Genomic DNA, 24911 nt, shown 5'->3' with positions numbered 1-24911 from the left:
ACCATAGAGCCGATGGCGCCCGGAGCTAGACACTAAAACTAGGTTCAAATTTTTATACTTTCTTATCTTTTAAAAAAGATCAGGTGGTGTAAACACCTGAACAACGCAACCACAAGCCGCAAAGGGAGCGGCAGCCTAAGTAGTGATCATCAGAAAAGAAGTAACCACTCTAACCCAGGGCAAGGAGAGCGGCTACTTCTTTTTGTTTTGACTTAACATAATAAAAACTGTTAGAACACCTATTAAAACTAAGTTCGAATAAAGTGCTATAGACATTGCCTCATATGTCGTCATTATTTCCACCTCCCTCCTACCGGGAAGTGGCTAAACCGCTCACCATTGCTTATGATAGTTGTTATGTTTATATTATCATTTAATTTGGTAGATTACCACAAAAAAACGAAACGTATGTTCTCGTTTTTATTAACGTTTCCTGAATCTATTAGAAGGGAACATGTTAAAAAAAGGAAAAGGGGACAGGTACCTTGTCCTTGAACTTATTCTCTTTATGGCTTCAGAAACGGTTTCGTCCGATTCTTTCATTAATAGATGTATATCATTATCCATCAAGCAGTACCTGTAAAGCTGATAGTTACTTATGTCCTTATATTTTGTTAGTGTCTCTAAATACTTCATCTTGTCCTCATCATCCTCGCTGAGAATGTTTTTCTATTAATTCCTCTTAACATATGTGATAAATGCCACTGCCGCTCTTTATCCTGGCTCCCCTAGGCATATGGTGTACTTATTTTTTGCACTAATTACGAACAGTCTATTACTTCCTCCCCTGCCTTTTTCCACATTCTAAAAAGTAATCCTGTGATCTACTTAATGTCATCGCTTCCCATAAAGCTTCTTCGGTCATTTGGTTTTCACCCTTTAAATCTGATATGGTACGTGCTAGGCGGAGGACTTTTATTTGGACACGGTTGCTCCATTTCTTTTTAAAGGAGACTTGTTGGAGAATTTGTTGGATTTTCGCTTTAGGTTCGTTTGTTTTAGTGATGATATCATAGGATACTCTCCCGTTAGTTAATTCTTTTCCATACCTTTCATATTGTCGTTCCCTAGCCTCTATTACACGTTTTCTAATCGTTTCTGACGTCTCCGAGTTAGAAACCTCATCTACCTTATTCAATATAACTGGTTCAATTTTTAGACTGATGTCAAAACGATCACGAATTGGACCTGATAGACGATTTTGATAGGACCGTACTTGTTTTATGGAACAAGTACAATAATGTGAATTTGACCCCAAGTACCCACATGGACAGGGGTTCATAGCACCAATTAAAAGGAATGAAGCTGGGTATTTTACGATTGAACGAGCACGACTTATTGTGACAACACCTGATTCAATTGGCTGTCTTAACATATCCAATGTTTTCTTTGAAAACTCGGCTATTTCATCTAAAAATAAAACCCCTCGATGAGCTAATGAAATCTCCCCTGGTTTTGGAGTCTGTCCTCCTCCAATGATTGATACACTAGACGCAGAATGGTGAGGTGTACGAATCGATGACTGCCCAGAATCTTCATATCCCATGCCTGCCAATTCATACAAGCTAATCTTTTCAAGTTGTGCTTCTTTTGTTAATGGCGGCAAAATGGAGGGAAAGGTTTCAGCTAACATACTTTTTCCACAGCCAGGTGGCCCCACCATGAATAGATGATGCTCTCCTGCTGCTGCAATTTCGAGTGCTCTCTTGGCAAATTGATGACCAATTATATCCGTAAAATCTTTATCATACATCATCTTCTTTTCTTTAGTAGATTTAGTAGTATGAACCGGAAGAATATCTTGCCCTGACAAATGTTGGACAACATCCTTTAATGATGATACATAAATAATTTCAAAATTATCAATCTCAATTTCTGGGAGACTTTCACTGTAAGGCATATACAATATAGTCAGCCCAATCTTCTTTGCAGCCAAAACAGCTGGCAGCATTCCTTCAACTGGTTGAATCGAACCATCTAATGATAAAGCACCAATGAAACCGGTCAGGTTAGAGATTTCTGATGTGATGACTCCCATACTTTTTAAGATACCTACAGCTATCGGTAAGTCAAAAAGTGGTCCGTTCTTCTTTTGTTCCGAAGGTGATAAGTTAATAATTATCTTATGATCGACAAGTTGGTGACCAAATGAATGCAAAGCAGTTGATACTCGTTCTTTCGATTCTTTCACAGAGGCGTCAGGTAAACCTACAATCACAAACGCTCCCATCGCACAAATTGTTTGAACTTCAACTTGGACAAGGTACCCTTCGACACCTTTTAAACCAATGCTCATGATCTTTGCTATCATATATCTAGCTCCTTTATATTCATCTCAACTATTTATATAGTTACTTATAGTTGGCTTAGGTCGTTGGAAAAAGTTAAGTGTTTTTGAAAGATTACACAGGAATTTTTTTGATTTAGAGAAAAGGGGTGTAACTGCTGCATATAAAATGGGGTTCTATCTTATTGAATTAATGTGTGATTACGTTTACTAACTAGAAGGTGTTATTGGTTTGTCACGAGGCAATAAGAGTGTAATTTCTTGAGTTAATATTGTGGATATCATCCAGTATAGTTAAATAATCTTCACTTCTTAAAAAAATAAGTACTCTGGTTCCTACCAGTTGATATATCATGAATACAGACATGACACGATTCCTATGTTACTTATAATCAAATCACTCCCATCATTGGTATAATTCATGTTTATTAGAAAAGCAGTTCAGCAACCATTTATAGTCTTATTTTCGACATATTCCCTTATAATCCTTTGTCAATTCAATGAAAAATTGTGAACAATTCTTTTAAAATAAAATGTAATGTATACACCTTCATAATGGTTAGTAGGAGGGAACCTCTCTGCCTTTTGGCAGATTGTGTTCCACCCCACTCACACATTCCTCAGTCGTCTATTGACCAAATCAATATCAAAATTACCATATCCCTGTCTTTTTCCCCAGCTCTTCAAATTTTCATATTCGGGATGTTCTTTATCTGCCATGATGGCTAAAAACTCTTCAAACCCAGGTTCACCGCCGACATCCTCAGGTGGTGAATTTCCATCACCGGCTAGGCAAACAGAGTGGTTCCTATCATGATTGTCTATCATTTCTTCCACAACAATAAGGTGCTCCCAATCATCTCCGAAGTCATAGGTGTACGTGATGTTAGCTGGAAGATAGTCGACTAACCTTTCTTGCGTTTCTAGTTTTATTGGTATTTCATTGTCATAACTGAAGGCCTCTTCGTGACATAGAAGCCTTATTGTTGGTTTCCTGTCTACTTTTGACACCTCTTGATAAGGTTCTACAGGTCCACTTTGAAAAATGGAGAATTCATGAAGGTGGTAATCCTTCCAACCAAACACGATTTGTAACGTCTTATGTAAATCCGGAAAAGTAATATGTTTTGGAATGGCAATTCGACGACAAACTTGATGGTGTTTTAAATTAAGTTTTACAAGAAGAATAATTCCTTCTGATTGAAAAATAGGCCCATCTGTCAACTTCTCCAAGTTAGAATATAAATCCTCGTTTGGCCTGGTATAGTCATTCTTTCCGTTCCCAATGAGGAAACGACTTGCCTTTTTACTTAATATAGATTGAGTGATCAAATGTTGGTTTAGTTCCCTCTCGTAAAAATAAACATTCTCACATGCTTTATTTAGTCTAGCAACTAACGTTTTATTCTTTGTCGTTGTAAAAGTCATTTCCTTTGACTGAGAAAGATATGCCTCCACCACTTCATCCTTTATTCCCTCTTCTTTCAACACTTCGCGAATGGCTTGGAAAATCAACCTATCAACTTTTTTAAAATCTGCTGCTTTTAGACCATAAAGGACAATCATATAGCGATTACTATCATTCATAAGCACAAGCGTTTTTCTCCGCTGTATAGTTAACAAATTAGCATGCCAAGAAAACAAATCATCTTCTTCTCTTGATGAAGAAGGATCTATCTTTAGTTCCTTTAATAGTTTCTTCGTACATTGGATAAGCATTAACAACTCTCCCAGCATCTTGGAATGACTACCTAAAATCATCTTGTCCAGTTACTAAGTATAGTATCACAAAAGCTTATGGGACAGAAGGAATACTAGTCCGATGGTAGCGAGGTACCTGCTTCTTCCGTCCCTACTAGACGCTTTTACTATAAAAAGAAACCTGTCCAAAGAAGTTAACGGGTTTACTTGTGAGGTGCAAAACGGTAAATCGCAGACCGAATCAAATAGCAAATCACATAAACTTCACAGTATAATTCACAGTATATTTCACAGTAAAAATGGCTTAGAGATGCAAATATCTCTAAGCTATTTTTAAAATTTCCTTTTTTTCACGAAACCACCCGTAAGTTGTACAAGTCCATTAGATGCTAATGCGAGTTTGATAAATAAGCGGAGAAATTTCGCTTAATTAGGAAATAGCACCGAAAATAGCTTAAATAGACGGAAAAATTCCGACTATTGACTCAAAAAGCGTAAAAATGGGTAACTTTGCTTTGCTTAATCGGAAAATCTCCGCTTATATACCCCGAACCGAGCTCTATCGTGCTGTCTAACCGGAAAATCTCCGCTTATTTTAAATATCACTGGTTACTCAATTATAATCCACGTACTAAATCACAAAAACTTCACACACCTTCCAATAATTATTTCATACCCTGTGATTTCCTATGTGAATTAGGGAAACGGTATGCAATTAAGATTCCCCAAAATATTGATAAATCAATAAAAAACGCACTGTGAATTATATTGTGGATTCAAGCGCGTTTTGCTTTGTGTTTTATAATGTTTGCGCCTCTGAACTAAACCCGTTACAAAGAAGTTGGAGGGTTTCTTTTTTTGAAACACGGGGACGGTCCTCGTGTTTCAAAAAAGATGATTAATTTAATAAATGAAATGAATGTTTGTAGATTCGATTGGAGAATAAAAGAGTGGGTGTGTGAATTGATAGTTTTGAAGATAAGCAGAATTTGCCGTTCTTTATATTGATATTCAACAACTGGTTCTAAATTTCTTCTAGTTTTCCTGAAAAAAAATATTTATAAATTAGTCGGAATGGGAATAATCAGGGAAACAAGATGACTGTCCCCGTGTTTCTTCCCTCCGCAGGCATTACCCTGTTTCAAAGGTACTATGCAGTAATCTGACTCCCTAAGGCATTAGACCTCCTAACTTTATTATCGCTTGTCAGCCCGACTTCCTCTGTGTAAAGAGCACTTAGGGTCTCCCACGTTGACGCATCATAACGGTGTCTAGCATACCAAGGTCACTGACCCCGGGGAAGCTACCTTATTCTCGCATAACGAATAACGCAGTGTTGTTTTCTACTCGATCCAAAGTATCAACCTTCCCAATTGGGATTTCGAGGCTCTATCCCTTCAACTTTACGCTTTCGGCCTACTAGCTTGCTGTCTACGCTTAACATTACAAGTTACCCGGTAATGTCCAAGACTCGCTATAAGTGATTTGCTAAATCTTACTTAGTGGGAGTCCCACCCACTATATGATGCGCCCTTCGTGGCGCACGGATCGTCCCCGTGTTTCTCGAAGTGAAAAACTAGACAGCTAAAGGTAGTGGCATCTGTTCAACCTGTGCCATTTGTAATTCCTGTATTTTTTCTACATGATCTGTTGGCAAGACAGTTTGCCGCACATGGTTGATTATTCGTTGGATCAGTCGAAATGTATCCCTCATAATAAGAAAAGCGCAGGGCGCCCGCCTATCGGCGACAAGCATAAGACAAGCCGGCTGGAAGGTTGTTCTTTACCTTCCGGACGGATTGGCTTATGACCTCGAGTCGATGGCGCCCGGAGCTAGACACTAAAACTAGGTTCAAATTTTTATACTTTCTTATCTTTTGAAAAAGGATTGTACTCTTTCCGTTGTTTTAACAGGGACCTTCTTATGGCATATAACAGAATCCAACTAATTGGATTCATGAGCGAAGGCTAGTTCCACTTGCTTACGAAAGTGAAGCATTTGATTTTGCGGTTTAGACCCTTGTGGAACTGGCCCATAGAAAAACGGGGTTTCTTTAAAAGAGAAACTAAATTGTTTATCGCAAGTGGTTTGTAGTGGACATGACATGCATTTATTTTCTTCACCATTAAACCAGGACGTATAAGTTTTTCTGTCAAATCCATCCCAGATTAGCTCATGTCCAGCCTCACATTCAGGTTTCCCTTCAGGGGAACAGGTTTCTGGGATAAGGGTATTTTTCTTAAAGTCTGTCACAACTGCTACGTTGTATTCAACCTGAGCTACTTCCTGATGTTCAGCACTAAAATAACCTAAATCAGCCGCTAGATACTCTACCTTTAGATCTCCTATTTGCTTAAGTTTTTCAAGCAATGGGAGTAGTACATTCACATCGGAAGTGTCTGGTGGGAGAATAATTGATAGTAACACAATTGGGCCTGATGGTGTAGGGCACACGATTGAATGCTTACGATAGCCAATAAAAAATTTGTTTTGATTTGCCTTGTTCCGTTGAACACCAACCTTTGCATCGGGATCGGAATTTTTTTTTTCGCAATCACACTTTTCTTTAGTTTTCACAGCGACAAAGTTTCTTCTTGTATCCATTTACGAGTGCGTAGACAGGTCGGGAATCAATGCCTGCAAGGGTGTTCGTAAAAAGTCATCTAACTTCAGGGCTTGACCGATAAGGTCAAACAAAAACATATAAAACAACTCTAGTGTTACCGCTTTACGGAAATGGCTCAGGCTACTATGTACAGGGACATCTTTAATGTTCGGAGTGCCGATAAAGTTACGGCAAGCACGATTCTTTGGGTCAACAAGTTACTTACAAAGCTGGCGGAAGGATGTAATTTCCGGACGAGTAAAGTATAAGTAATTCCTTCACATTAGAAGTTATTAGCTGCGCAGTATTTAGTCTACTGTACAGTAATTGTTAATCAAAAAAAGAAGCGAAAGTCAATTCAAACTTCCGCTTAATTCCCACTTCCCACTATTTCACTTGTGCTGTTCGGTCTTGGAGTTGATGGACGGAGACGTCTCCCCAGCTGAGGTCTTGTACTCTGTATTTGTCGATTAGATCCCAGTCAAGTTCGACGCCGAGTCCTGGTAGGTTACGGTCTGGTACGTGTAGGTAACCGTTTTTATATTGGACTTTGTTTTTGACTATGTCGCCGACGTATAGCTCTGGTCCTGTTGGGTCTGAAGTGTAGTTAAGGTTTAAAAGTGAGCCCCCTAAATGAGCCATTGCTGCAGTTCCAATGGAAAGCTCTTGTGTTGTACCGAGAAGGACACTTTTACCAGCTACTTCAGCAGAGGATGCTGCTTTCTTAGCAGCGGTTAATCCACCAATAAATACAGGCGAAATATTGAAGATATCGACAGAATCATGTTTGATCATTTCATATTGTTGTCTAAAGCTCCATACATGCTCACTGATGGGCACATCTACGCGTGTTCGGATATGATATAATCCGTCAAAATCATTCCGATACGTAGGACTTTCAATCATTTCAAAATCATAGTTTGATAGTCTTTTAATGGCTTTTAGGGATTCCTTCCAGTCCAATAAATGACTAAAATCTAATGATTTAATTGTTACCTTTTTACCAAATTCACGTTTTACACCATCTAAAAATGCTTCATCGGCATCAACGTTTTTCCCTACATAAAGACGGAAGACATCAAAGCCCTCTGCATATCGCTTACGGACAATCTCAAGGTTTTCTTCTACTTCTTCCAAAAACCGGTGGCGGAAAATTGGATAACACACTTTAAATTTTTCCTGATACCTTCCACCTAGTAGTTCAGCTACAGAAACATTTAAGTATTTTCCACATAAATCATACAATGCTGCATCCACACCACTTCTTATGAAGCTACCTTTCTCGTAATAGTACATCGCTTCTGGAAAATTATCGAGAAGTTCCTTATTAATTGACGAGATATCAAATGGATTTTTTCCTACTAATATGGTCTTTAACACATTCGTTAAATCTTTGACATCAGGTGCGTATCTAGGCAAATGTGAGAAATCGGACATTTCACCAAACCCAGTGATACCTTCATCCGTAAACAGCTCAATGAGAACATGTTTATTAACAAAGCCAGTATGTCTCGGGACCCCAACTACGGTAAGTCTTAAATCGACAATTTTCAAGATAATTCCTCCTTCATTTATTAAGATATTGGCGTAATCGTAATGGTTTTTATCGATGTAAAAAACTCTTTTGCAGCTTGCCCTTGTTCTCTTGAATGAGAGCTTGATTCCTTCATTCCTCCAAATGGAGCTTGAAGCTCAACCCCAGCGCTCTCACCGTTCACTTTGATTAAGCCGGCTTCAATTTTATTTATAAATGTAAAAGCTTTCCCGATATCATTTGTAAATAGGGAAGCACTTAAGCCAAATCGCGAATCATTAGCTTGTTGTAACGCGTCTTCCAAGCCATCTACCTTAATTAAACAAAGGACAGGTCCAAAAATTTCTTCTTGAGCGATTCTCATGTCGTTTGTAACATCCTCAAATACGGTGGCTTCAACATAGTATCCATATTTATAAACTTTACTTTCAGGTACTTTTCCTCCGGTAAGAAGAGTTGCTCCTTCTGCAATTCCAGCATCAATATAATGAAGGACTGTATCTAACTGCGAGCTTGAAGCAACTGGACCCATATATGTGTCCGACTCAAGACCTGATCCTAGCTTAATCGCATTGACTTTTTTCAACACTTTTTGTTTAAATACATCATAAATATCCTTATGAATATATGCACGACTTGTCGCTGTACATTTTTGGCCAGTATGCTTCATCGCACCATTTACCGTTAACTCTGCTGCAAGATCTAGGTCAGCATCGTCCAAAATAATCGCTGGGTTTTTCCCACCCATCTCTAACTGATATTTACCACCTCGATTTAGACATGCGAATGCTACCTGTTTTCCAACATCATTTGACCCTGTGAAGGTCACTGCATTCACATTTGGATGATGAATAATTCGGTCCCCAACTACTGATCCTTTTCCAGTAATAATATTGATGACCCCTTTTGGAAAACCTGCATCTGCAAATGCCTCAATTATTTTGATAGCTGTGATGGCTGTTTCCGAAGCCGGCTTCAACACAACTGTATTTCCATAAACAAGGGCAGGTGCCATTTTCCAAATCGGAATGGCAATTGGAAAATTCCATGGAGAAATGACACCAACTACCCCTACTGGGACTCTCATTGTATATAATAGATTTTTGCTGTCCGCTGATGGGATATTCTCACCGATATTCCGAAAGCCTTCCTGGGCATAGTATCTTAAGATGGATACTCCTCTTAGTACTTCGCCTTTTGTTTCCACAAAGGTTTTTCCCATTTCTCTTGTAGCTGTTTGAGCAATATCGTCTGCTCTACTTTCGAGTATATCTGCGGCCTTATGAAGATAGTTCCCTCTGACATGAGCAGAAAGCTCCCGCCATTCAACCAGGGCATCCTTTGCTGACGCAACAACTTCATTTACATCTTTAGTCGTTGAGCTTGGAAACACTCCTATTTTTTCATTGACATCTGCTGGATTTTTACTATCAAAGGTTTGCTCATTGCTTGATGGTTTCCAAATGCCATTTATATAATTCAGATATACTTGAGTCATTTCCTCTACCCCTTTCCATCCTAATTTTTCACTTTTTCAACCTTTAGTTCAAAACCCCAGCTTTTAAGTATATCTGTCACTTCTTTTCTGTCGCTTTCATTTAAAGGGGCAACCGGCTCTCTTGTTACACCTGCGTTCAGACCTATCAACTCCATTGCCTCTTTAATGACAACTACATTGTTCCCATTGTTGTATTTTGCACGTAAGTCCTCAAATGGTAATACTTCGCGCCAAACATTCCAAGCAGTATCCTGGTCACCCGCCTGCATAGCCTTAAGCATTTCAAAGGACTTTTGTGGGAATAGATTAACAAGTCCTGAAGTAAATCCTTTGGCTCCCACACTATAGAAAAAGGGTGCCCATTTTTCTGCTGTCCCGCAAACCCATGTAACGTGGTGTTCTTTAGGAACTTCATACACAACCTTTGCAAACCGAGGTAAATCATTTATTGCATACTTCACCCCAACAAGCTTTTCCTGAGGTGCAAGCTCCTTGAGAACATTGTCACTAATAGTTGGGTCTTTAAAATAAAGAATAGAAGGAATATCCAATGCTTCAATAATTCCTTTAAAATAAGAGGTTAACCCACTTTCTGTAGTATAAGGATGTACAGGCATGTGTATCATTACAGCGTCTGCACCAACTGTTGCAGCATATTGCCCCAGCCTAATGGCGGTTTGGAGAGAGTAGCCAATTCCCGCTACGACTGTAGCACGCCCATTAACAATTTCTACTACTCTTCTAATCTCTTCTTTCGCCTCATCAAGCGTTAGCGCGTAAAATTCACTTGTATTACCACATGGTACAATCACCTCTACTCCATTTTCGAGCAAGAACTCAATATTCTCCTTTACTCCATCCCAGTCAATTTCTTTTGAGCCTTCCTTAAATGGTGTGATACTAATTCCAGAAATCGTTTCTAGTTTTTTGCTAAACTGCGCATAGCTCATAGTAAGTCTCCTCCTCTTCACTCTTTCTGATTCAAAAATTCCGCTATTAACTGAAAGATCTCTTTTGATTCATCTATTTTATAAAACCGGTTTAAAAAACCATGATTTACACCATCGGTTCGTTTACATAACGTTTCAACGCCATCCCATTCAAGCCTGTTAGCATACATTCCCCCCTCATCACGTAGGATGTCATACTCTCAGTAACGATAAGAGCTCGTGATAGATTACCCAGAGAGCTAGCTTCCGTCAGCGACGCATAAGGGTGTAATTTCCCCAAGTGCCGAAGGAAAAGGATGTTCCAGTGCTAAACGGTAATCTACTGAAATAACCTTATGGTTCGCGATATTCGCAATTTGCCTTCAGATGACATCATGGGTTTCTAAATTCCCCAGTACAAAGCCTCTGCCATGAAAATACAAAAAAAACAGGATGAGGACCCTTCCCTTCTGGTGTATAAATACGAATAGGGATGTTATACCCACATCCCTCTATCACTCTATCTTCTACAGAAAAAATAGCCGACCTAGAGGGTAGGTCATATCAGCATTTCTTAATCTCAGCTCTTCAACAGTCGAAGCTTGGTTTGCATGCTGAACAGGCTGGGAATCTAGGAACCTTTGAATTTGCGGATGTAATGGCACGGTCTCATATCCTCCTCACTGGATTGGCACCTGATCCATTGGAAAGGAAAAACGATAGCCATTGTTAGAAGCCCACTTACAACAGTCCTCGATTTTCAGGATCATGGATGCTTCCTGTAATTGATCCTCATGAGTAAAAATACATAGACTCCGCTGCTGTTCATGGTGCTGTGGATTAGTGGCTCTAGCTTCCAGTACATCAATAGGGTTCTCTTCATGCTCAAGTCTTAAATCCGTGTGAATAAAATAAAGCTGTTCCTCCAAATCATAATAGTCATCATAGTTTACAAGCCCTGCTCTTTGAATTTGGTTCAAATAATAAACCTCCTCCCTTGAATCATCAGCTGTTAGTAGGCCCTTAATACCGTACATTGAAGCTTTCCAATTCCGAATCGTTTCCAAGGTCCCTTTATAAAAATGGATTCTTGGAATGGTATCTATGACAGCCGAACTGGCAAAGGTGCAAATGGCATTGTTCACGAGAGAATAGTGTTCACTGGCCACATCAGAACCAATGCTATCCTCACTATAGCCATATTGACTTTCATAACCCTTTCCATGAAAGCCAAATCGGAGCCAATGGGACGCTCCCCTAAACTCATCCTTATAACGAGTAGATAACTGATCGAGCTTCCACTGGCCATCCTTCGTTTCATAAAAGCAATATAGCGAAAAAACCGCCCCATACTGACTATTGAACCGTTGTAGCATCGCAAAAATTGGATGCTCCCAAACCGACTGAAAATCGTTCAACTCTAATTCTCTTAGTATTTCAATGACATCATCAATAGATAGATGCATATAGTTTAATTTTTCAAATGGAGGCATCAATACATCCTCCCTTCGTTAATCCAATGTATAGGTTAATGCGTTTCTTCCACCATCTACTGTTAATACCTCACCATTAATAAAGGATGCTTTTTCAGAGGCTAAAAAAGAAACGGCATACGCTACATCCTCGGGCTGACCGATTCGCCCAGAAGGATGATAAGGAAGGACTTTTTTCATAAATGAGCTTTCCTCCTCATAAAAAGATGGATCCATAATCGCTGTTTTAATAAAACCAGGACATACCACGTTCACCCTGATTCCATCCTGACTTAGATCGATTGCCATTCCTTTTGTCATGCTAATCATTCCGCCCTTTGCCGAATGATAAGGAAAGAATTGAGGCTGAGTTCGAAATGCATGGGTGGAGGCAATATTAACGATACTCGCCTCTCGTGCCTTCTTTAAAAAGGGAATCGCATACTTTGAAAACAAGTAATGACCTTTTAGGTTAATTGCTATACAACTATCAAATTCATCAGAAGGACAGTTTTCAACACTATATCTAAAATTAACACCAGCATTGTTTACTAATACATCAAGCGAACCAGTCCATTTAATCGTGTTCTCAACCACCTGAATAATTGAATGTTCATCGGTAAGGTCCACATACAAAGCCAATGCCTCTCCTCCACTATGATTGATGTCATTTGCTACACAACCGGCATTTTCCTCATGAATGTCGGCCACGACCACTCGATACTGTTCATTTGCTAGCTCGATAGCGACGGCTTTTCCGATGCCTGAGCCACCACCCGTTACGATTGCTGTTCTCATTATTACTCCACCTCCTTTTGTTAACACCTTATCCAATTAACACCAAAATTCGTTTCTATAGGTCTTATCAACCTTTTACGCTCTAGTTCCTCTAAACCACCTTGGAGACAATAAAATAAATCAAAGTTCTTTTCCTCAGACCAGCTGCCAAGCTTTTGTCCAGCTTCACTTAGTAAATCCTTTAACGAAACCTGCCCTATTCTTTCAAGTGTTTCTAGAATATACGCCTCAACCGAAACGACAAATTCTTTGCTTTCTGCTATAAATCTAGCAATCTCCTCTTTCCCTGAAATAAGAGGAAAGTGACTCGTTAATAAATAATCCAAATCTAATTGTTCAATTAAATCAATCGTTTCCAAATACAAATCTGTAAAACGATAGGTAGGGCAAAGTATCAGTTCTCCATCACGATTACTAACACCCTTACCAAGTATTGCATCCGTTATAATGGCGAGACGATGCTTCGGATCATAGACTAGCATATGACCCTTGGTATGCCCTGGGGAGTAGTAGAACTGAACCTTCCAATCCGCGGACAAATGAAACTCCTCATAGCCAACCATCCTCAGATCAACTTGACATTTGTCCCCTAAATTTATTAAAAGTTGTGCACTTCTTTCCTTACTATAGGAAACACCTAAGTGTGCCAATTCGTTATATCTATTTTTTAACGTCCTATTCGGATCTTCGATATCATCACTTTCCAGACGGTGAGCCATAGTCGTTAACTGAGGGAAAAATCGTTTAAGGTTACAAATCCCACCACAATGGTCTGCATCATTGTGCGTAACTAGTAAATAGAGTCCTTGTGTTCTAACTAAATTTTTCTCATCAACATATGGTTTTATATCCTCACTCGGTGTTGTAGCCACCCCTGCATCAACAAACAGGAGATTATCGTCACCGACTAAGATATGCTGAAATAAATAGCGATTTTGATAATGTACCTCAATACGATGAATACCTGGAAATAACTCCATTTTTCTTACCCTACCTCCTTTACAACCACTTCTAAGGGAGTATTCAAGACATACTCTTCTGATTCAACATAAAGATTTTCACAGATTGATAACACTGCGTAATCCGAGAGAGACATTGTTGCATGCCAAATATTTTTATGAATATAGATAGGTTTATCTAATAAAAAAACTTGTAGATCACTTGGCTCTTTCGTTCCCGAAACACACATCAAAGGGATTCCATTCAAAGGGGCAAAATACTCGATCGTATTAGGATGCCTTGCGAGCTTTCCAATCCCCTTGTTGTCAATTCTAGAGATAGCTAGTCTCCAGCCTACCTGTTCCTTTTCCTGTAAGAGCACCTCAAATCCAGCTTCTTCCCCAGGTTCTATTACGCCGCCAAATTTTGCAAAGCTATTAGGAGAGAGATTTTTAATTTTACAATTCATGGTTTCACACCCTTTATTTCATTAGCAAATTCGGTACGAACAATACCAACTCTGGGATAAAGGTGATAAGCAATAAGGTAATTACCATAATCGCATAGAAAGGAAGCATGGATACAGACAAACGTTCAATGCTAACCTTTCCAATCGCACTTCCGATAAATAAAGTTGATCCTACCGGAGGTGTGACTAAACCAACTCCTAAGGCCAGCATCATAATGACTCCAAAATGAACTGGATCAACACCTACTTGGGTTACGATTGGCAACAAAATAGGAGTCATAATAAGAATCAAAGAAGCCATATCCATAAACATTCCTAGGATTAGCAGTAATACCAGAACAATGATCATGACCACAAATCTACTATCAGAAAAGCCTAATATGCTACTTGAAATGAAAGCTGGGATTTTTAAATAAGCAATCAGCCATCCAAAAGCGCTGGATGTTCCAACTAAAATCATGACAATCGATAGCGTCATAATACTTCTACCCATGATTCCATTTAACTCCCGCAATGGAATTTCCCGATAGACAAAGAAGGTTACAATTAAGGCATAAACAACTGCAATTGCTGCTGATTCAGTAGCCGTAAACACACCTGTGATAACCCCACCTACAACGATGAATACCGTTCCTAGTCCGAGAATAGATCTCCAAAAGGTTTTAAAAGCAACCATTAGATTAAATTTTTCTCCAACAGGATACTTACGTTTAATAGCAAGAACGTATACATAAATCATTAAGGCTACTCCTAAAAGCACACCTGGAACTAAGCCGGCTAGAAATAACTCACCGATTGATACACCACCTGCTACGAGTGCAAACAGCACCATATTATGACTAGGTGGAATTAACACACCCTGAACCGAGCTTGTCATTGTTACAGAGGTTGAAAACTCTGCATCATAACCTGACTTTTTCATCATTGGAATGAGTACTGATCCAATAGATGAGGTGTCTGCTGCTGAAGAACCAGAGATTCCTCCAAAAAACATACTTGCCACAATATTTACTTGCGCTAACCCACCCCTAGCCCATCCAACTAAAGAATTTGAAAACTCAATTAAGCGATTGGATATCCCTCCGGAGCCCATGATTTCTCCTGCAATGATAAAAAAAGGGACAGCCATTAGTGCATATACATTTATTCCTTTCACCATGTTTTGAGCCACAGTCATTAATGGAATGTCAATGTATAGAGTGGTTACAATTGTCGCAATTCCAATTGCAAAAACAATGTGAAATCCCAGTAAAATTAACAACAAGAAAGTGCCTAAAAGGATTGTTACCGCTATTGGATCTGTTATCATGATAGTTTCCTCACTTTCCCCAGCAACGCTATTAAAATACAGATGCCTGATACCAATACAGATGCATACAACCATCCCGAGGAGATTTTTAAGCCAGGAATGATACTTGTAGAGGTTAATTGAACCAATTCATAACCTGCTATTACCATAAACAGGGCAAAAAGAAGGATAAGAACATAGTAAAATCCGTGGAATATTTTTATTCCTCTATTTGGTAAGACCAAATCTATAATGCTCATTCGAATATGCGCATTATCCTTCAACGCTAAAGCACTGCTTAAGAGTGAAAACCAAACCATCAGCATTAGTACAGCAGGTTCTCCCCAGGGAGGAGTACTATTTAAAACATATCGTCCAAATACAATATAGGAAGTAATTATCACCTGTAAGGCCAGCATAAGCTTACAGACTGTAAAAATAACTGAGAAAAAACCTTTATATACCCTACCGAGCATACGTACCCCCACTTTTCATGTCTTTTAAAGGAAAGGGACTCTCCTCTTAATATTTCAGGAAAATCCCTTTCTTAAATTGATTCGTATTTATATACTCTTATTGTGTTTGTTGAATTTTATCAATTAAATCTAAATAATCAGCACCATACTTTTCATATAAAGGTTTAACCATTTCAACCCATTTTTCATGATCCTCTAGCTCAGAGATCGTCACTCCAGCTGCCTTCAATGCTACAAGTGCTTCCTCGTCCTTTTCCTTTGCTAACTGGCGCATATATTTTTCAGTTTCCTTCATAGCATCTTTAAGTAATTGTTGATCTACTGCATCTAGTGTATTCCAAGTTAGCTCTGAAACAATGACAACACTTGGGGCAAACTCATGACCGTTTAATGTGTAATTCGGTGCAACCTCTTGGAAATTATTTGTGTAATAACCTACGATTGGATTTTCAGCACCATCTACTACACCAGTTTGTAGTGCACTGTATAACTCTGAATAAGCAATTGGTGTCGGACTAGCTCCGAACGCCTCAACAATATCTAAGTACATTTGGCTAGGCGGGACACGAATCTTCAGGCCTTTCATATCTTCCACCTTTGTAACTACCTTATCGCGGAAGAAGAAGTTACGTGGACTTTCTGCTAAATACCCAAGACCAATCATTTTACGATCTGAATCATTGATAACATCTAGAAACTCTTGGCCGATATCTGAATCAATTACATTCCATGCATGATCCGTATCCCTAAAAAGGAAAGGTAAGTGTAGAACATTCATTTTAGCCATTCCAAGGTCTGCTAAGTAGGATGGGTTTGTTCTATATAAATCCAGAGCACCCATTTGCAGGGACTGAATCATTGTTTGTTGATCCCCTAATTGTCCTGATGGGAAAACCTCAACCGTGATACGTCCATCTGTTTTCTCGTCTAGGATTCTACCAAACTCTCGAATAGACATCGTAACAATGTGTGTATCAGGATTTAATTCCCCAAACTTAAGAACAATTTTCTCCTTCTTTTCTTCCTCTGCAGGCTTATTTTCTGAAGTATCTTGAGGTGTATTATCTGTCGTAGTTTCTTGTGTGGTGGACTGACCCCCACAACCCGCAAGAACAAAGATAAGCGCGAACATCAAAGCAAGAATTAATTTGAAACCCCTTACATTTTTGCTTATCATTACTTTCCCCCCTTAATTAAGTCTATTTATATCGTAACATCAGAATTTTCTGATAACTATGGTAATAATTTGTTATTTCTGTCTTTTCTTGCACTTAATTAGTTAAGGTTTAGTTTCTGGGTATATTCCCTAGGAGAAACACCATAAAATTTCCGAAATGCTTTACTAAAATAATTGGGATCGACAAATCCAACTTCAAGTGCAACCTCCTGGATATTTTTCTTTTTCTGTTCTAGATAATAAATAGCCTTATCCATTCTAATTTTAGTTAAATACTCCTTAAAAGAAATTCCCTCTTGCTTTTTAAAGGAACGGCTTAAATAAAACGAACTTACACCAATATAATCTGCCGTTTGATCTAATGAAATCCCATAATCCATATAATTCTCATTCAGATAAACCTTTACTTGCTCAATCATTCGATTATGCTGTCCTTGCTTCTGCTCTTTAATGGATAGGATAAGATCTGAAACAATTTCCTCTAAATAAAACTGTAGCTCTTTTAGATCAGCAATCCTATCAATTTCGTTGATGACATTCTCAATATCTTTCAGCTTAAAATAACCCTCATAAAATTGAATGACACTTCTTTCGATTAGCACACATAGCTGCTGGGCATAGCTTTTGAATTGTTCAAAACTCGCTTTATTATTTATCTCAAATAAAATTTCGTGTAATATCCTGGTAGCACCATTTACCTCTGTACTCATGATTTTTTCACAAAGAATATTTTCCTTTTTATAGATAGTAGGCTTTTGCTCATATTCCGTTTTCAATGACTGAGATTGATATAAGTGCCTTTTCGCTTCCTTGTAGGAATCGTTCATATTTCTAACATTTATTGCGATTGAACTTATTCCAAGTATTGTCGGTAGATTATACTCTTTTCTAATTGTTGCTGTATCTGAGAGCCTATTTTATTAATTTCCCTATTTTCAAGTACTCTAGTAGGCTTATTTGAGAATAATAAAATTACAATTTCACTTAAAAAAAAATATCCTACGACATTAGGTGTTATTGCTTTATACCTTTCTATCACTCTATCTAAGGTATCTTCAGTAAATGGATCACTTGATAGTGTCCGGTAAACCACACATATGAATTCTTCATCCTGTATGCCTAACACGTTCTTATAATGGATTAATTGTTGGGTTGACCTATCCCTAGAATGAACGAGTTCCATAATCATTTCTCTTTCGATAAAATAGGAAAGGCTTTCGGTCTTTTTCTTTAAAATATTCAATTGATTTGTTTCAGCAATCTTTTGATCTACTTTTTCAATTAATCGCTCAATAGATTCACAAAACTGCTCACTTGGATAAGGTTTCACTAAATAATCAGTTACGCCTAGAGTTATTGCCTTTTTTGCATAGTCAAAATAACTATAGGCTGTCATGATGATAATTTCACACCTCGGCATAAGCTTCTTTATTTGCTCTGATGCTTGTAATCCATCCATTTCTGGCATATTGATATCCATTAATATAATATCAGGACTTAAGTACATTGTCTTATCGATTGCATCTCGGCCATTAATTACTTCACCGACAATTTCAATTTTGTCTTTGAAATATTTACCAAGAAGAAAACATAACGACTTTCTTTCAATCATCTCATCCTCAGCGATTAGTATACGTATCAAGCGATCCCCTCACTTCTTTGTATTACTTTGGGCAGCCTTATTTGAACTTCTGTCCCTTCCGTTAGCGTGCTCTTAACTTGTAATAAGCTTTCTTGACCAAATGAGAGTTCAAGTCTCTTTTTAACGTTTGCTAGGCCTATGCTCGTTTTCTTTTGTTCAATTGTCTTTTTTTCGTTAGTTGGTAAAAATAGTTGATTCAGTTTCTCTTCAGGAATCCCTATGCCATTGTCCCTTATGAAAATCTCAGCAGAATCCTTATTCACTTGAACATCAATCTCTATCTTTCCATCTGACTTACTGTCAAAAAGTCCATGAATTAAACAATTTTCAACAACAGGCTGAAGACTCATTGGAGGAATAACGTATCCATCTAAAGAATCTGAAGTGTTTAATTGAATGGTAAGCCTATCTTGAAATCGCATTTCCTGAATAAAAAGATAGCCTTGTAAAGCCTTTAATTCCTCTTTTAATGGAACTAGTTTCCCTTCACTTTCTAAATTAAACCGTAGCATAACAGAAATGGATTCGATCAACTTTACTGTCGCTTCATTTTCCTCGAGCATTGCAGTTCTACCAATCATGTTTAATGTGTTAAATAAAAAATGGGGATTCATTTGCATTTGTAAATTTAGTAGCTGGGATTCCTTTAAGAGTTTTTCCTTCTCGATCGTTAACATCTTCTGAGTCTGTAATTGCCGCTCCACTTCTGCCTTATTTTTTAATTGATTCATATAAATAATGATGTACTCTTTCATTTTATTAAATGCACCCGCTACATAGCTTAACTCCCTATAGTCGGGGGCAGTAATATCAGGGATATGCCACTTGCCATCTGCCAAAAGCTTTGCTGTAATTGACAGCTCCTTTAACGTTCTAAAAATATCTCTTAAGAGAATAGAAACAAAGGCTATACTAAAAAGACCTAAGCCAATCAGTACTATATTAATAGTAGTCTGATTATTCTTCATTTCTGCCATCATGTTGGCATATTCGTCACTACTATATTCAAGATAAGACATCATTAGTGACTGTGATAGTCGATTCATATAACTGAATAAACCTTTAATATAAATCACTTCCACATAGCTTTCGGTATCAAACTCCTGTTCCTGTATGATCTCTTTTACCTTCACCTGATGATAAGCATGCATATTTGATAGCATTCGAAAATTCATCACACTATTCTTATCGTTCTCAATATCTGCACGGATTGAAGCTAGAATGGTAGTAATCTCGCTATTTAGCGTATTAATTCGCTGAATTGTATCCATATCTTTTTGTCTTGTCATGACGTCAAACCTTGTAGCCAGTTCATTAATTTTTATAGGAATGGTGTTCAGGTCCCTATTTTTCTTTACATACTCGTTATATTCAACCCTCATTTTGTTATTCGTATAAATAGACACCCAAATACCAGTAAATAAAACACTAGAGAGTGTTACAAAAACAAAAATTAACCTAAACTTGATCGACTTAACCTTCCTCAATACCTTCACCCTTTACAAACTGTGTCTTATGATGTAAGCAAGTGCTTATTATAAATTATACTACTTGTTTAACTAATTTGAAAATTTAGAAAAGAGCACAGAGAGACATTTATGTCCCCTTATCCCTCCTGTATATTCGACATTAATATTCAAATTTCCATCTTCTTACATTTAATATTGAACAAAACTTCCGAATGTCCCATGAACCGTCCCCACGTTTCTACCCGTGTTTCTCGTGTTTCTGTTGATATAATAGATTAATTTATTTATAATAAGGCTATAATAAAAAAGGTTAGGTGTGCTAACACCTAACCAGTAACAACAACATGCCGCAATGTGAACGGCTAACCAGAATCAATAAGTAGCATCAAAAAGAGGTAACTACCCATTAACCTTGGTGAGGGCTGGGCAAGTTACTTCTTTTTGTTTTGATGCAACATAAGTACAATTGTTAAAACACCTATCAAAACTAAGTTTGAATATAGTGCTACGGACATTGCTTCATATGTCGTCATCCTTCCACCTCCCTTCTACCGGGAAGTGGCTAACCGCCCACCTGCTTATGTAATTGTTGAATTTATTTTATCATTAAGAGTATTAGATTACCAGAATTAAAAAGAACATACATTCTACATCTTCTTATCTCCCAATCTAGAGAACGATTAATCCCTATTCCCAATTAAACCCGCGGAGAATACCATAGTAGTCCCAGCAATAGACCTAGATATACCCAACATAACTACTTCAATACAACAAGTCTAAATAACTGAATGTTTTATAAAGTCCCAAAACATTATGAAAAGTCTTATTCTGTAGGGCTTTTTTATCAGGGTATACACATTGGTGTTCATTGGTAAAAAACAAGGATAGGGTAGTAAAATCAAGTAGTTACAACCAGCATAGTGGAAATATTCAGGAAAACATGAATCGAGTAGCCGGGGTCTCACAGAACTTATCATGACTTTAGGATTATTCCAACTTTTTAACTGTATCACGTAAAACACACAGAAAATAAACTCTTTTCTCTTAAAAGCAGTGAAAAAGCCGGAATAATAAATTTGTATCTGTATTGTTTTTACATAAGCCAACTGATAATAGATTTGGCTGACAACCACTTTGTCTGAGTGTATCTTCATTAATAAGATGTGCGAGAGATGTAAACTTTTCTATTGGACTAGCTTTAGCTACCTCTGCTATCCTTATTAGTTTCATTTCCATATAAACTCTACCTCCGAGTGTAGTATATGTTTCTCCTTTCAGGTCGATGTTGTGTTACCGCCTTCCCTCCGCAGGCATTACCCTGTTCAACGGTACTATGCAGTAATCTGACTCCCTAAGGCATTAGACCTCCTAACTTTATTATCGCTTGTCAGCCCGACTTCCTCTGTGTAAAGAGCACTTAGGGTCTGCCACATTGACGCATCATAACGGTGTCTAGCATGCCAAGGTCACTGACCCCGGGGAAGCTACCTTATTCTCGCATAAAGAATAACGCAGTGTTGTTTTCTACTCGATCCAAAGTATCAACCTTTCCAATTGGGATTTCGAGGCTCTATCCCTTCAACTTTACGCTTTCGGCCTACTAGCTTGCTGTCTACGCTTAACATTACAAGTTACCCGGTAATGTCCAAGACTCGCTATAAGTGATTTGCTAAATCTTACTTAGTGGGAGTCCCACCCACTATATGATGCGCCCTTCGTGGCGCTCGGACCGTCATGGTGGTTTTACATAATTTCTCTTTCTAATCTTTCATCATCTAAAGGAACATCTGCATCATGAATATGCATATCGAGTTCTCTTGAATATGCTTCAATTTCATCCTTTGTCCAGTTTAGCTTCTTTGACATATAGGTGATAACAGATTTCTTCCATTTTTGGACCCATTTAATATCGAAGAAGAGAGCGCCGGTTCTTCTTATAAAGAAGTCAGTTGGCCTAGTTGTCATTTCTTCCCGAATTGAGTATTCTAATCTAGCTGCGATCACTAATGGCAAATTGTTTAATTCTTCACTCTTAAGTTCTTTAAGGATTTGATACAATTTTTCGATGTTCGAACCATATTGCCTAACAAGTTTATTAGCTTCTTCTTCAGTTAAACCATATGCAATACCTTCTTTCACCTTCTTTTGAATAAATATAGGGAAATTAGTTGATCCTCCTACATCTCCACCTGAAATTGGCAAATTCTTTGTTTGGCAAGGTAAATATGTGCCCTCTCCTCCAGCTTGAAGCTTTTTTGTAACAAGATCTACGATTATATATGCCATTTTTCTATATCCTGTTAGCTTTCCTCCTGCTATTGTGATTAGGCCAGATTCAGATTCCCACACTTCGTCTTTACGAGAGATTTCAGATGGTCCTCTGCCTTCTTCATGAATTAAAGGACGGAGCCCGGTCCAGCTTGATTCAACATCGGATTTATCAATACTTAAATTTGGGAACATATGACAAATAGCATTAAGGACATAATCCAGATCGGCTGCCGTCATTCTTGGATGGACCATGTCAGCCTCATACACTGTATCTGTCGTACCTACATACGTTTTTCCGTCTCTTGGAATCGCAAATACCATTCTTCTATCAGGAGTATCAAAATAGATAGCCTGATTTAATGGGAAATCACTTTGATCAAAAACTAGATGGATTCCCTTAGTAAGTCTTAATGATTTGTTTCGTTTTGACTTATCAAGTTCGCGAAGAGAATCAATCCATGGTCCTGCAGCATTTACAATTTTCTTCGCATAAATGGTGTAATTCTTTTTAGTAAACTGGTCTACTACATTTACACCGATCACCTTGCCATTTTCATAGACAAAGCCGATTACTTTTGCATAGTTTACTGCAGTTGCTCCTTGATTTACTGCTTCTTTAAGCACCTCGATAGTTAGTCGCGCATCGTCCGTACGGTATTCAACATAGTAACCACCTCCTAGAAGACCATCTTCTTTTAAAAGCGGCTCTTTTATTAACGTTTCTCTACCAGTCAGCATTTTTCTTCGTTCTGTTCGTTTAACACCCGCTAAATAATCATAAACTCTTAGTCCGATAGAGGTTGAGAATTTTCCAAATGTGCCACCTTTATGGATAGGTAATAGCATCCACTCTGGAGTTGTTACATGTGGACCATTTTCATATACGATTGCCCTTTCTTTTCCAACGTCTGCAACCATTTTAACCTCGAATTGCTTTAAGTAACGAAGCCCACCATGAACCAGTTTTGTAGAACGGCTAGAAGTACCTGCAGCAAAGTCCTGCATTTCAACAAGTCCTGTCGTTAACCTGCGTGTCGCAGCATCTAAGGCAATCCCAGCGCCAGTAATTCCTCCACCTATAATTAATAAATCCAATGGCACGCTTTCCAACTTCCTTAGCTCATCTATACGATTTATACTTGAAAATTTCATTGTATCCGTCTCTCCCTTTTTGGCTCTATTTTAAAACTCTTTGCAACAACCAGAGACTGTTGAATCTCACTGTTGAGCTTTCTACCAAGATTCAAACACAATAAGAGACCAAACAACTTCACAAAGCTCCTAATAAGCTTTGCAAAATACTATGGCCTCTCCAATACTCCTACCAAAACTATTAACTTTTCATAAGTTTAACAAAGTTCGAATTCTTACAGTTTATTGAAATTCAAAAAAAGGTCACATGAGTCATTAGACTCTTATCTATAGTTGTATAAGTTATAAGAAAGTTTAAGAAACATTAATTAAAAGCCATTGCAGCCTTCACTGCCTTTCTCCATCCTTCATACAGACCATTTCGTTCCTGATCCGATATCGTTGAATGGTAGCGACGATTCATTTTCCAGTGTGAGACAATTTCTTGTTGATCCTGCCAATATCCAACTGCTAATCCTGCTAAGTAGGCTGCACCTAATGCGGTTGTTTCACTAATTTCTGGTCGTTAGTTGTAAAATGAAATGCATAGAGAAAATATAAAAAATCATGTAAATGCGATATACTTAAAAGTGACCAAACCAATAAGTAAGGAGCATCTACATGAACAATACTAATTTTACCACAACCGAAAGAAGCTTTAAACACCTGACAGATATTCACAGAGGACGACTTGAGGAAATGGCAAGGCAAGGCACCTACACGCAAGCTGAAATGGCACAAGAGCTAGATGTAAGTCAATCAACGATATCACGATAACTAAAACGTGGTAGAACACGTCAAATGGCATCTAATCGAACATATTACGAACGCTACCTGGCTGATGCCGGAGCACGTGTTTATCATGAAAACAGGCAATCATGTCATGCAAAAGACTTCCATAAATACTCGGAGGGTTTCTTTAAGGAATTACCAAAGGCCATCATTTCTACTAAGAAACAGCCACGTGAACATAGTATTGATACCTTTGTCCACACGTATCGAAAGGACCATCCAGATGAACATGTACCTTGTACGAAGACGGTTTATACGTTAATTGGTCAAGGCGTTCTATCTATCCGTAATATTGATTTACCAATGAAAACGCGGATGCGGCCACGAAAGAAACAATCTTCTGAGCCAAAAGGTAAAAATACAAAACATCTCGGTCGAAGTATAGAAGAAAGAGACGCCTCTGTACTTTCACGAGAAGAAACTGGTCATTGG

22 protein-coding genes and 1 pseudogene are annotated in these 24911 nt (G+C 38.1%); 2 read left to right on the top strand and 21 right to left on the bottom strand.

All coding sequences use genetic code 11. The features are described 5' to 3' along the window. Nucleotides 1–775: 775 nt before the first annotated feature. From PY093_RS04490 to PY093_RS04395, 21 genes and pseudogenes are all read right to left on the bottom strand, one after another. Nucleotides 776–2311, bottom strand: a complete 1536-nt coding sequence (locus tag PY093_RS04490) for a YifB family Mg chelatase-like AAA ATPase (protein WP_275644680.1) — start codon at nucleotides 2309–2311, stop codon at nucleotides 776–778. A 585-nt stretch (nucleotides 2312–2896) separates the two neighbouring features. Beyond that, nucleotides 2897–4006: a plasmid pRiA4b ORF-3 family protein gene (locus PY093_RS04485; protein ID WP_275644679.1), complete on the bottom strand. Its 1110-nt coding sequence runs from the start codon at nucleotides 4004–4006 to the stop codon at nucleotides 2897–2899. A gap of 1927 nt (nucleotides 4007–5933) precedes the next feature. Next, complete coding sequence (locus PY093_RS04480; protein WP_275644678.1) at nucleotides 5934–6566, bottom strand: transposase; 633 nt, start codon at nucleotides 6564–6566, stop codon at nucleotides 5934–5936. A gap of 415 nt (nucleotides 6567–6981) precedes the next feature. After that, complete coding sequence (locus PY093_RS04475) at nucleotides 6982–8148, bottom strand: mandelate racemase/muconate lactonizing enzyme family protein (RefSeq protein WP_275644677.1); 1167 nt, start codon at nucleotides 8146–8148, stop codon at nucleotides 6982–6984. Between the two features lie 20 nt (nucleotides 8149–8168). Beyond that, entirely contained in the window at nucleotides 8169–9626 is a 1458-nt protein-coding gene (gucD, locus tag PY093_RS04470) for an alpha-ketoglutaric semialdehyde dehydrogenase GucD (RefSeq protein WP_275644676.1), read from the bottom strand. Between the two features lie 20 nt (nucleotides 9627–9646). After that, a complete protein-coding gene (locus PY093_RS04465) occupies nucleotides 9647–10576 on the bottom strand; it encodes a dihydrodipicolinate synthase family protein (protein ID WP_275644675.1) in 930 nt (309 codons plus the stop codon). Between the two features lie 17 nt (nucleotides 10577–10593). Further along, nucleotides 10594–10767 carry an alpha/beta hydrolase family protein gene (locus PY093_RS04460; protein WP_275644809.1) on the bottom strand — a complete coding sequence of 58 codons (174 nt, stop codon included), beginning with the start codon at nucleotides 10765–10767 and terminating at the stop codon, nucleotides 10594–10596. Between the two features lie 48 nt (nucleotides 10768–10815). After that, nucleotides 10816–10932, bottom strand: coding sequence for an alpha/beta hydrolase fold domain-containing protein (locus tag PY093_RS21360; protein ID WP_481769274.1), 117 nt, complete (start codon nucleotides 10930–10932; stop codon nucleotides 10816–10818). A gap of 303 nt (nucleotides 10933–11235) precedes the next feature. Continuing rightward, the gene (locus PY093_RS04455) at nucleotides 11236–12048 is read right to left on the bottom strand and encodes a hypothetical protein (RefSeq protein ID WP_275644674.1); all 813 of its coding nucleotides are present in this window, start codon (nucleotides 12046–12048) and stop codon (nucleotides 11236–11238) included. An 18-nt stretch (nucleotides 12049–12066) separates the two neighbouring features. Further along, nucleotides 12067–12825 carry an SDR family NAD(P)-dependent oxidoreductase gene (locus PY093_RS04450; protein WP_275644673.1) on the bottom strand — a complete coding sequence of 253 codons (759 nt, stop codon included), beginning with the start codon at nucleotides 12823–12825 and terminating at the stop codon, nucleotides 12067–12069. 20 nt (nucleotides 12826–12845) lie between these two features. Beyond that, on the bottom strand, nucleotides 12846–13805 hold the full coding sequence (locus PY093_RS04445) for an MBL fold metallo-hydrolase (protein WP_275644672.1): 960 nt from the start codon (nucleotides 13803–13805) through the stop codon (nucleotides 12846–12848). Nucleotides 13806–13810: 5 nt separating this feature from the next. Then, the gene (locus PY093_RS04440) at nucleotides 13811–14233 is read right to left on the bottom strand and encodes a hypothetical protein (RefSeq protein WP_275644671.1); all 423 of its coding nucleotides are present in this window, start codon (nucleotides 14231–14233) and stop codon (nucleotides 13811–13813) included. 13 nt (nucleotides 14234–14246) lie between these two features. Continuing rightward, on the bottom strand, nucleotides 14247–15542 hold the full coding sequence (locus PY093_RS04435; protein WP_275644670.1) for a TRAP transporter large permease: 1296 nt from the start codon (nucleotides 15540–15542) through the stop codon (nucleotides 14247–14249). After that, a complete protein-coding gene (locus PY093_RS04430; RefSeq protein ID WP_275644669.1) occupies nucleotides 15539–15997 on the bottom strand; it encodes a TRAP transporter small permease in 459 nt (152 codons plus the stop codon). The genes PY093_RS04435 and PY093_RS04430 overlap by 4 nt, the downstream gene beginning before the upstream one ends. A gap of 97 nt (nucleotides 15998–16094) precedes the next feature. Beyond that, nucleotides 16095–17174 (bottom strand): TRAP transporter substrate-binding protein, encoded by a 1080-nt coding sequence (locus tag PY093_RS04425; protein ID WP_275644668.1) that lies wholly within the window; start codon nucleotides 17172–17174, stop codon nucleotides 16095–16097. A gap of 98 nt (nucleotides 17175–17272) precedes the next feature. Continuing rightward, nucleotides 17273–18001, bottom strand: a complete 729-nt coding sequence (locus tag PY093_RS04420; RefSeq protein ID WP_275644667.1) for a helix-turn-helix transcriptional regulator — start codon at nucleotides 17999–18001, stop codon at nucleotides 17273–17275. Nucleotides 18002–18027: 26 nt separating this feature from the next. Continuing rightward, a complete protein-coding gene (locus tag PY093_RS04415) occupies nucleotides 18028–18816 on the bottom strand; it encodes a response regulator (protein WP_275644666.1) in 789 nt (262 codons plus the stop codon). After that, nucleotides 18813–20303 carry a sensor histidine kinase gene (locus PY093_RS04410; RefSeq protein WP_275644665.1) on the bottom strand — a complete coding sequence of 497 codons (1491 nt, stop codon included), beginning with the start codon at nucleotides 20301–20303 and terminating at the stop codon, nucleotides 18813–18815. Before PY093_RS04410 ends, PY093_RS04415 begins: the two co-directional genes overlap by 4 nt. 1026 nt (nucleotides 20304–21329) lie before the next feature. Then, the gene (locus PY093_RS04405; protein WP_275644664.1) at nucleotides 21330–21521 is read right to left on the bottom strand and encodes a hypothetical protein; all 192 of its coding nucleotides are present in this window, start codon (nucleotides 21519–21521) and stop codon (nucleotides 21330–21332) included. A gap of 507 nt (nucleotides 21522–22028) precedes the next feature. After that, entirely contained in the window at nucleotides 22029–23708 is a 1680-nt protein-coding gene (locus tag PY093_RS04400; RefSeq protein ID WP_275644663.1) for a glycerol-3-phosphate dehydrogenase/oxidase, read from the bottom strand. Nucleotides 23709–24012: 304 nt separating this feature from the next. Further along, a pseudogene (locus tag PY093_RS04395) lies at nucleotides 24013–24213 on the bottom strand (glycerol kinase); the annotation flags it as partial. Between the two features lie 95 nt (nucleotides 24214–24308). Between PY093_RS04395 and PY093_RS04390 the strand changes: the two are divergent. Together PY093_RS04390 and PY093_RS04385 are read left to right on the top strand one after the other, a co-directional pair. Next, complete coding sequence (locus PY093_RS04390; RefSeq protein WP_275644662.1) at nucleotides 24309–24464, top strand: helix-turn-helix domain-containing protein; 156 nt, start codon at nucleotides 24309–24311, stop codon at nucleotides 24462–24464. Nucleotides 24465–24488: 24 nt separating this feature from the next. Then, a partial coding sequence (locus tag PY093_RS04385) for a transposase family protein (protein WP_481769270.1) occupies nucleotides 24489–24911 on the top strand: 423 nt, incomplete at its 3' end.

The organism is Cytobacillus sp. S13-E01 (assembly GCF_029193815.1).
Lineage (GTDB): Bacteria > Bacillota > Bacilli > Bacillales > Bacillaceae_L > Bacillus_BV.
The sequence above is the reverse complement of the archived record's forward strand: the minus strand, read 5'-3'. Positions and strand labels throughout refer to the sequence as shown.

What these genes read in the sequence shown, in the direction of transcription:
- PY093_RS04490 (WP_275644680.1), bottom strand. Translation starts at nt 2,311, where the DNA reads ATGATAGCAAAGATCATGAGCATTGGTTTAAAAGGTGTCGAAGGGTAC.
- PY093_RS04485 (WP_275644679.1), bottom strand. Translation starts at nt 4,006, where the DNA reads ATGCTTATCCAATGTACGAAGAAACTATTAAAGGAACTAAAGATAGAT.
- gucD (WP_275644676.1), bottom strand. Translation starts at nt 9,626, where the DNA reads ATGACTCAAGTATATCTGAATTATATAAATGGCATTTGGAAACCATCA.
- PY093_RS04465 (WP_275644675.1), bottom strand. Translation starts at nt 10,576, where the DNA reads ATGAGCTATGCGCAGTTTAGCAAAAAACTAGAAACGATTTCTGGAATT.
- PY093_RS04455 (WP_275644674.1), bottom strand. Translation starts at nt 12,048, where the DNA reads ATGCCTCCATTTGAAAAATTAAACTATATGCATCTATCTATTGATGAT.
- PY093_RS04450 (WP_275644673.1), bottom strand. Translation starts at nt 12,825, where the DNA reads ATGAGAACAGCAATCGTAACGGGTGGTGGCTCAGGCATCGGAAAAGCC.
- PY093_RS04445 (WP_275644672.1), bottom strand. Translation starts at nt 13,805, where the DNA reads ATGGAGTTATTTCCAGGTATTCATCGTATTGAGGTACATTATCAAAAT.
- PY093_RS04440 (WP_275644671.1), bottom strand. Translation starts at nt 14,233, where the DNA reads ATGAATTGTAAAATTAAAAATCTCTCTCCTAATAGCTTTGCAAAATTT.
- PY093_RS04435 (WP_275644670.1), bottom strand. Translation starts at nt 15,542, where the DNA reads ATGATAACAGATCCAATAGCGGTAACAATCCTTTTAGGCACTTTCTTG.
- PY093_RS04430 (WP_275644669.1), bottom strand. Translation starts at nt 15,997, where the DNA reads ATGCTCGGTAGGGTATATAAAGGTTTTTTCTCAGTTATTTTTACAGTC.
- PY093_RS04425 (WP_275644668.1), bottom strand. Translation starts at nt 17,174, where the DNA reads ATGATAAGCAAAAATGTAAGGGGTTTCAAATTAATTCTTGCTTTGATG.
- PY093_RS04420 (WP_275644667.1), bottom strand. Translation starts at nt 18,001, where the DNA reads ATGAACGATTCCTACAAGGAAGCGAAAAGGCACTTATATCAATCTCAG.
- PY093_RS04405 (WP_275644664.1), bottom strand. Translation starts at nt 21,521, where the DNA reads ATGGAAATGAAACTAATAAGGATAGCAGAGGTAGCTAAAGCTAGTCCA.
- PY093_RS04400 (WP_275644663.1), bottom strand. Translation starts at nt 23,708, where the DNA reads ATGAAATTTTCAAGTATAAATCGTATAGATGAGCTAAGGAAGTTGGAA.
- PY093_RS04390 (WP_275644662.1), top strand. Translation starts at nt 24,309, where the DNA reads ATGAACAATACTAATTTTACCACAACCGAAAGAAGCTTTAAACACCTG.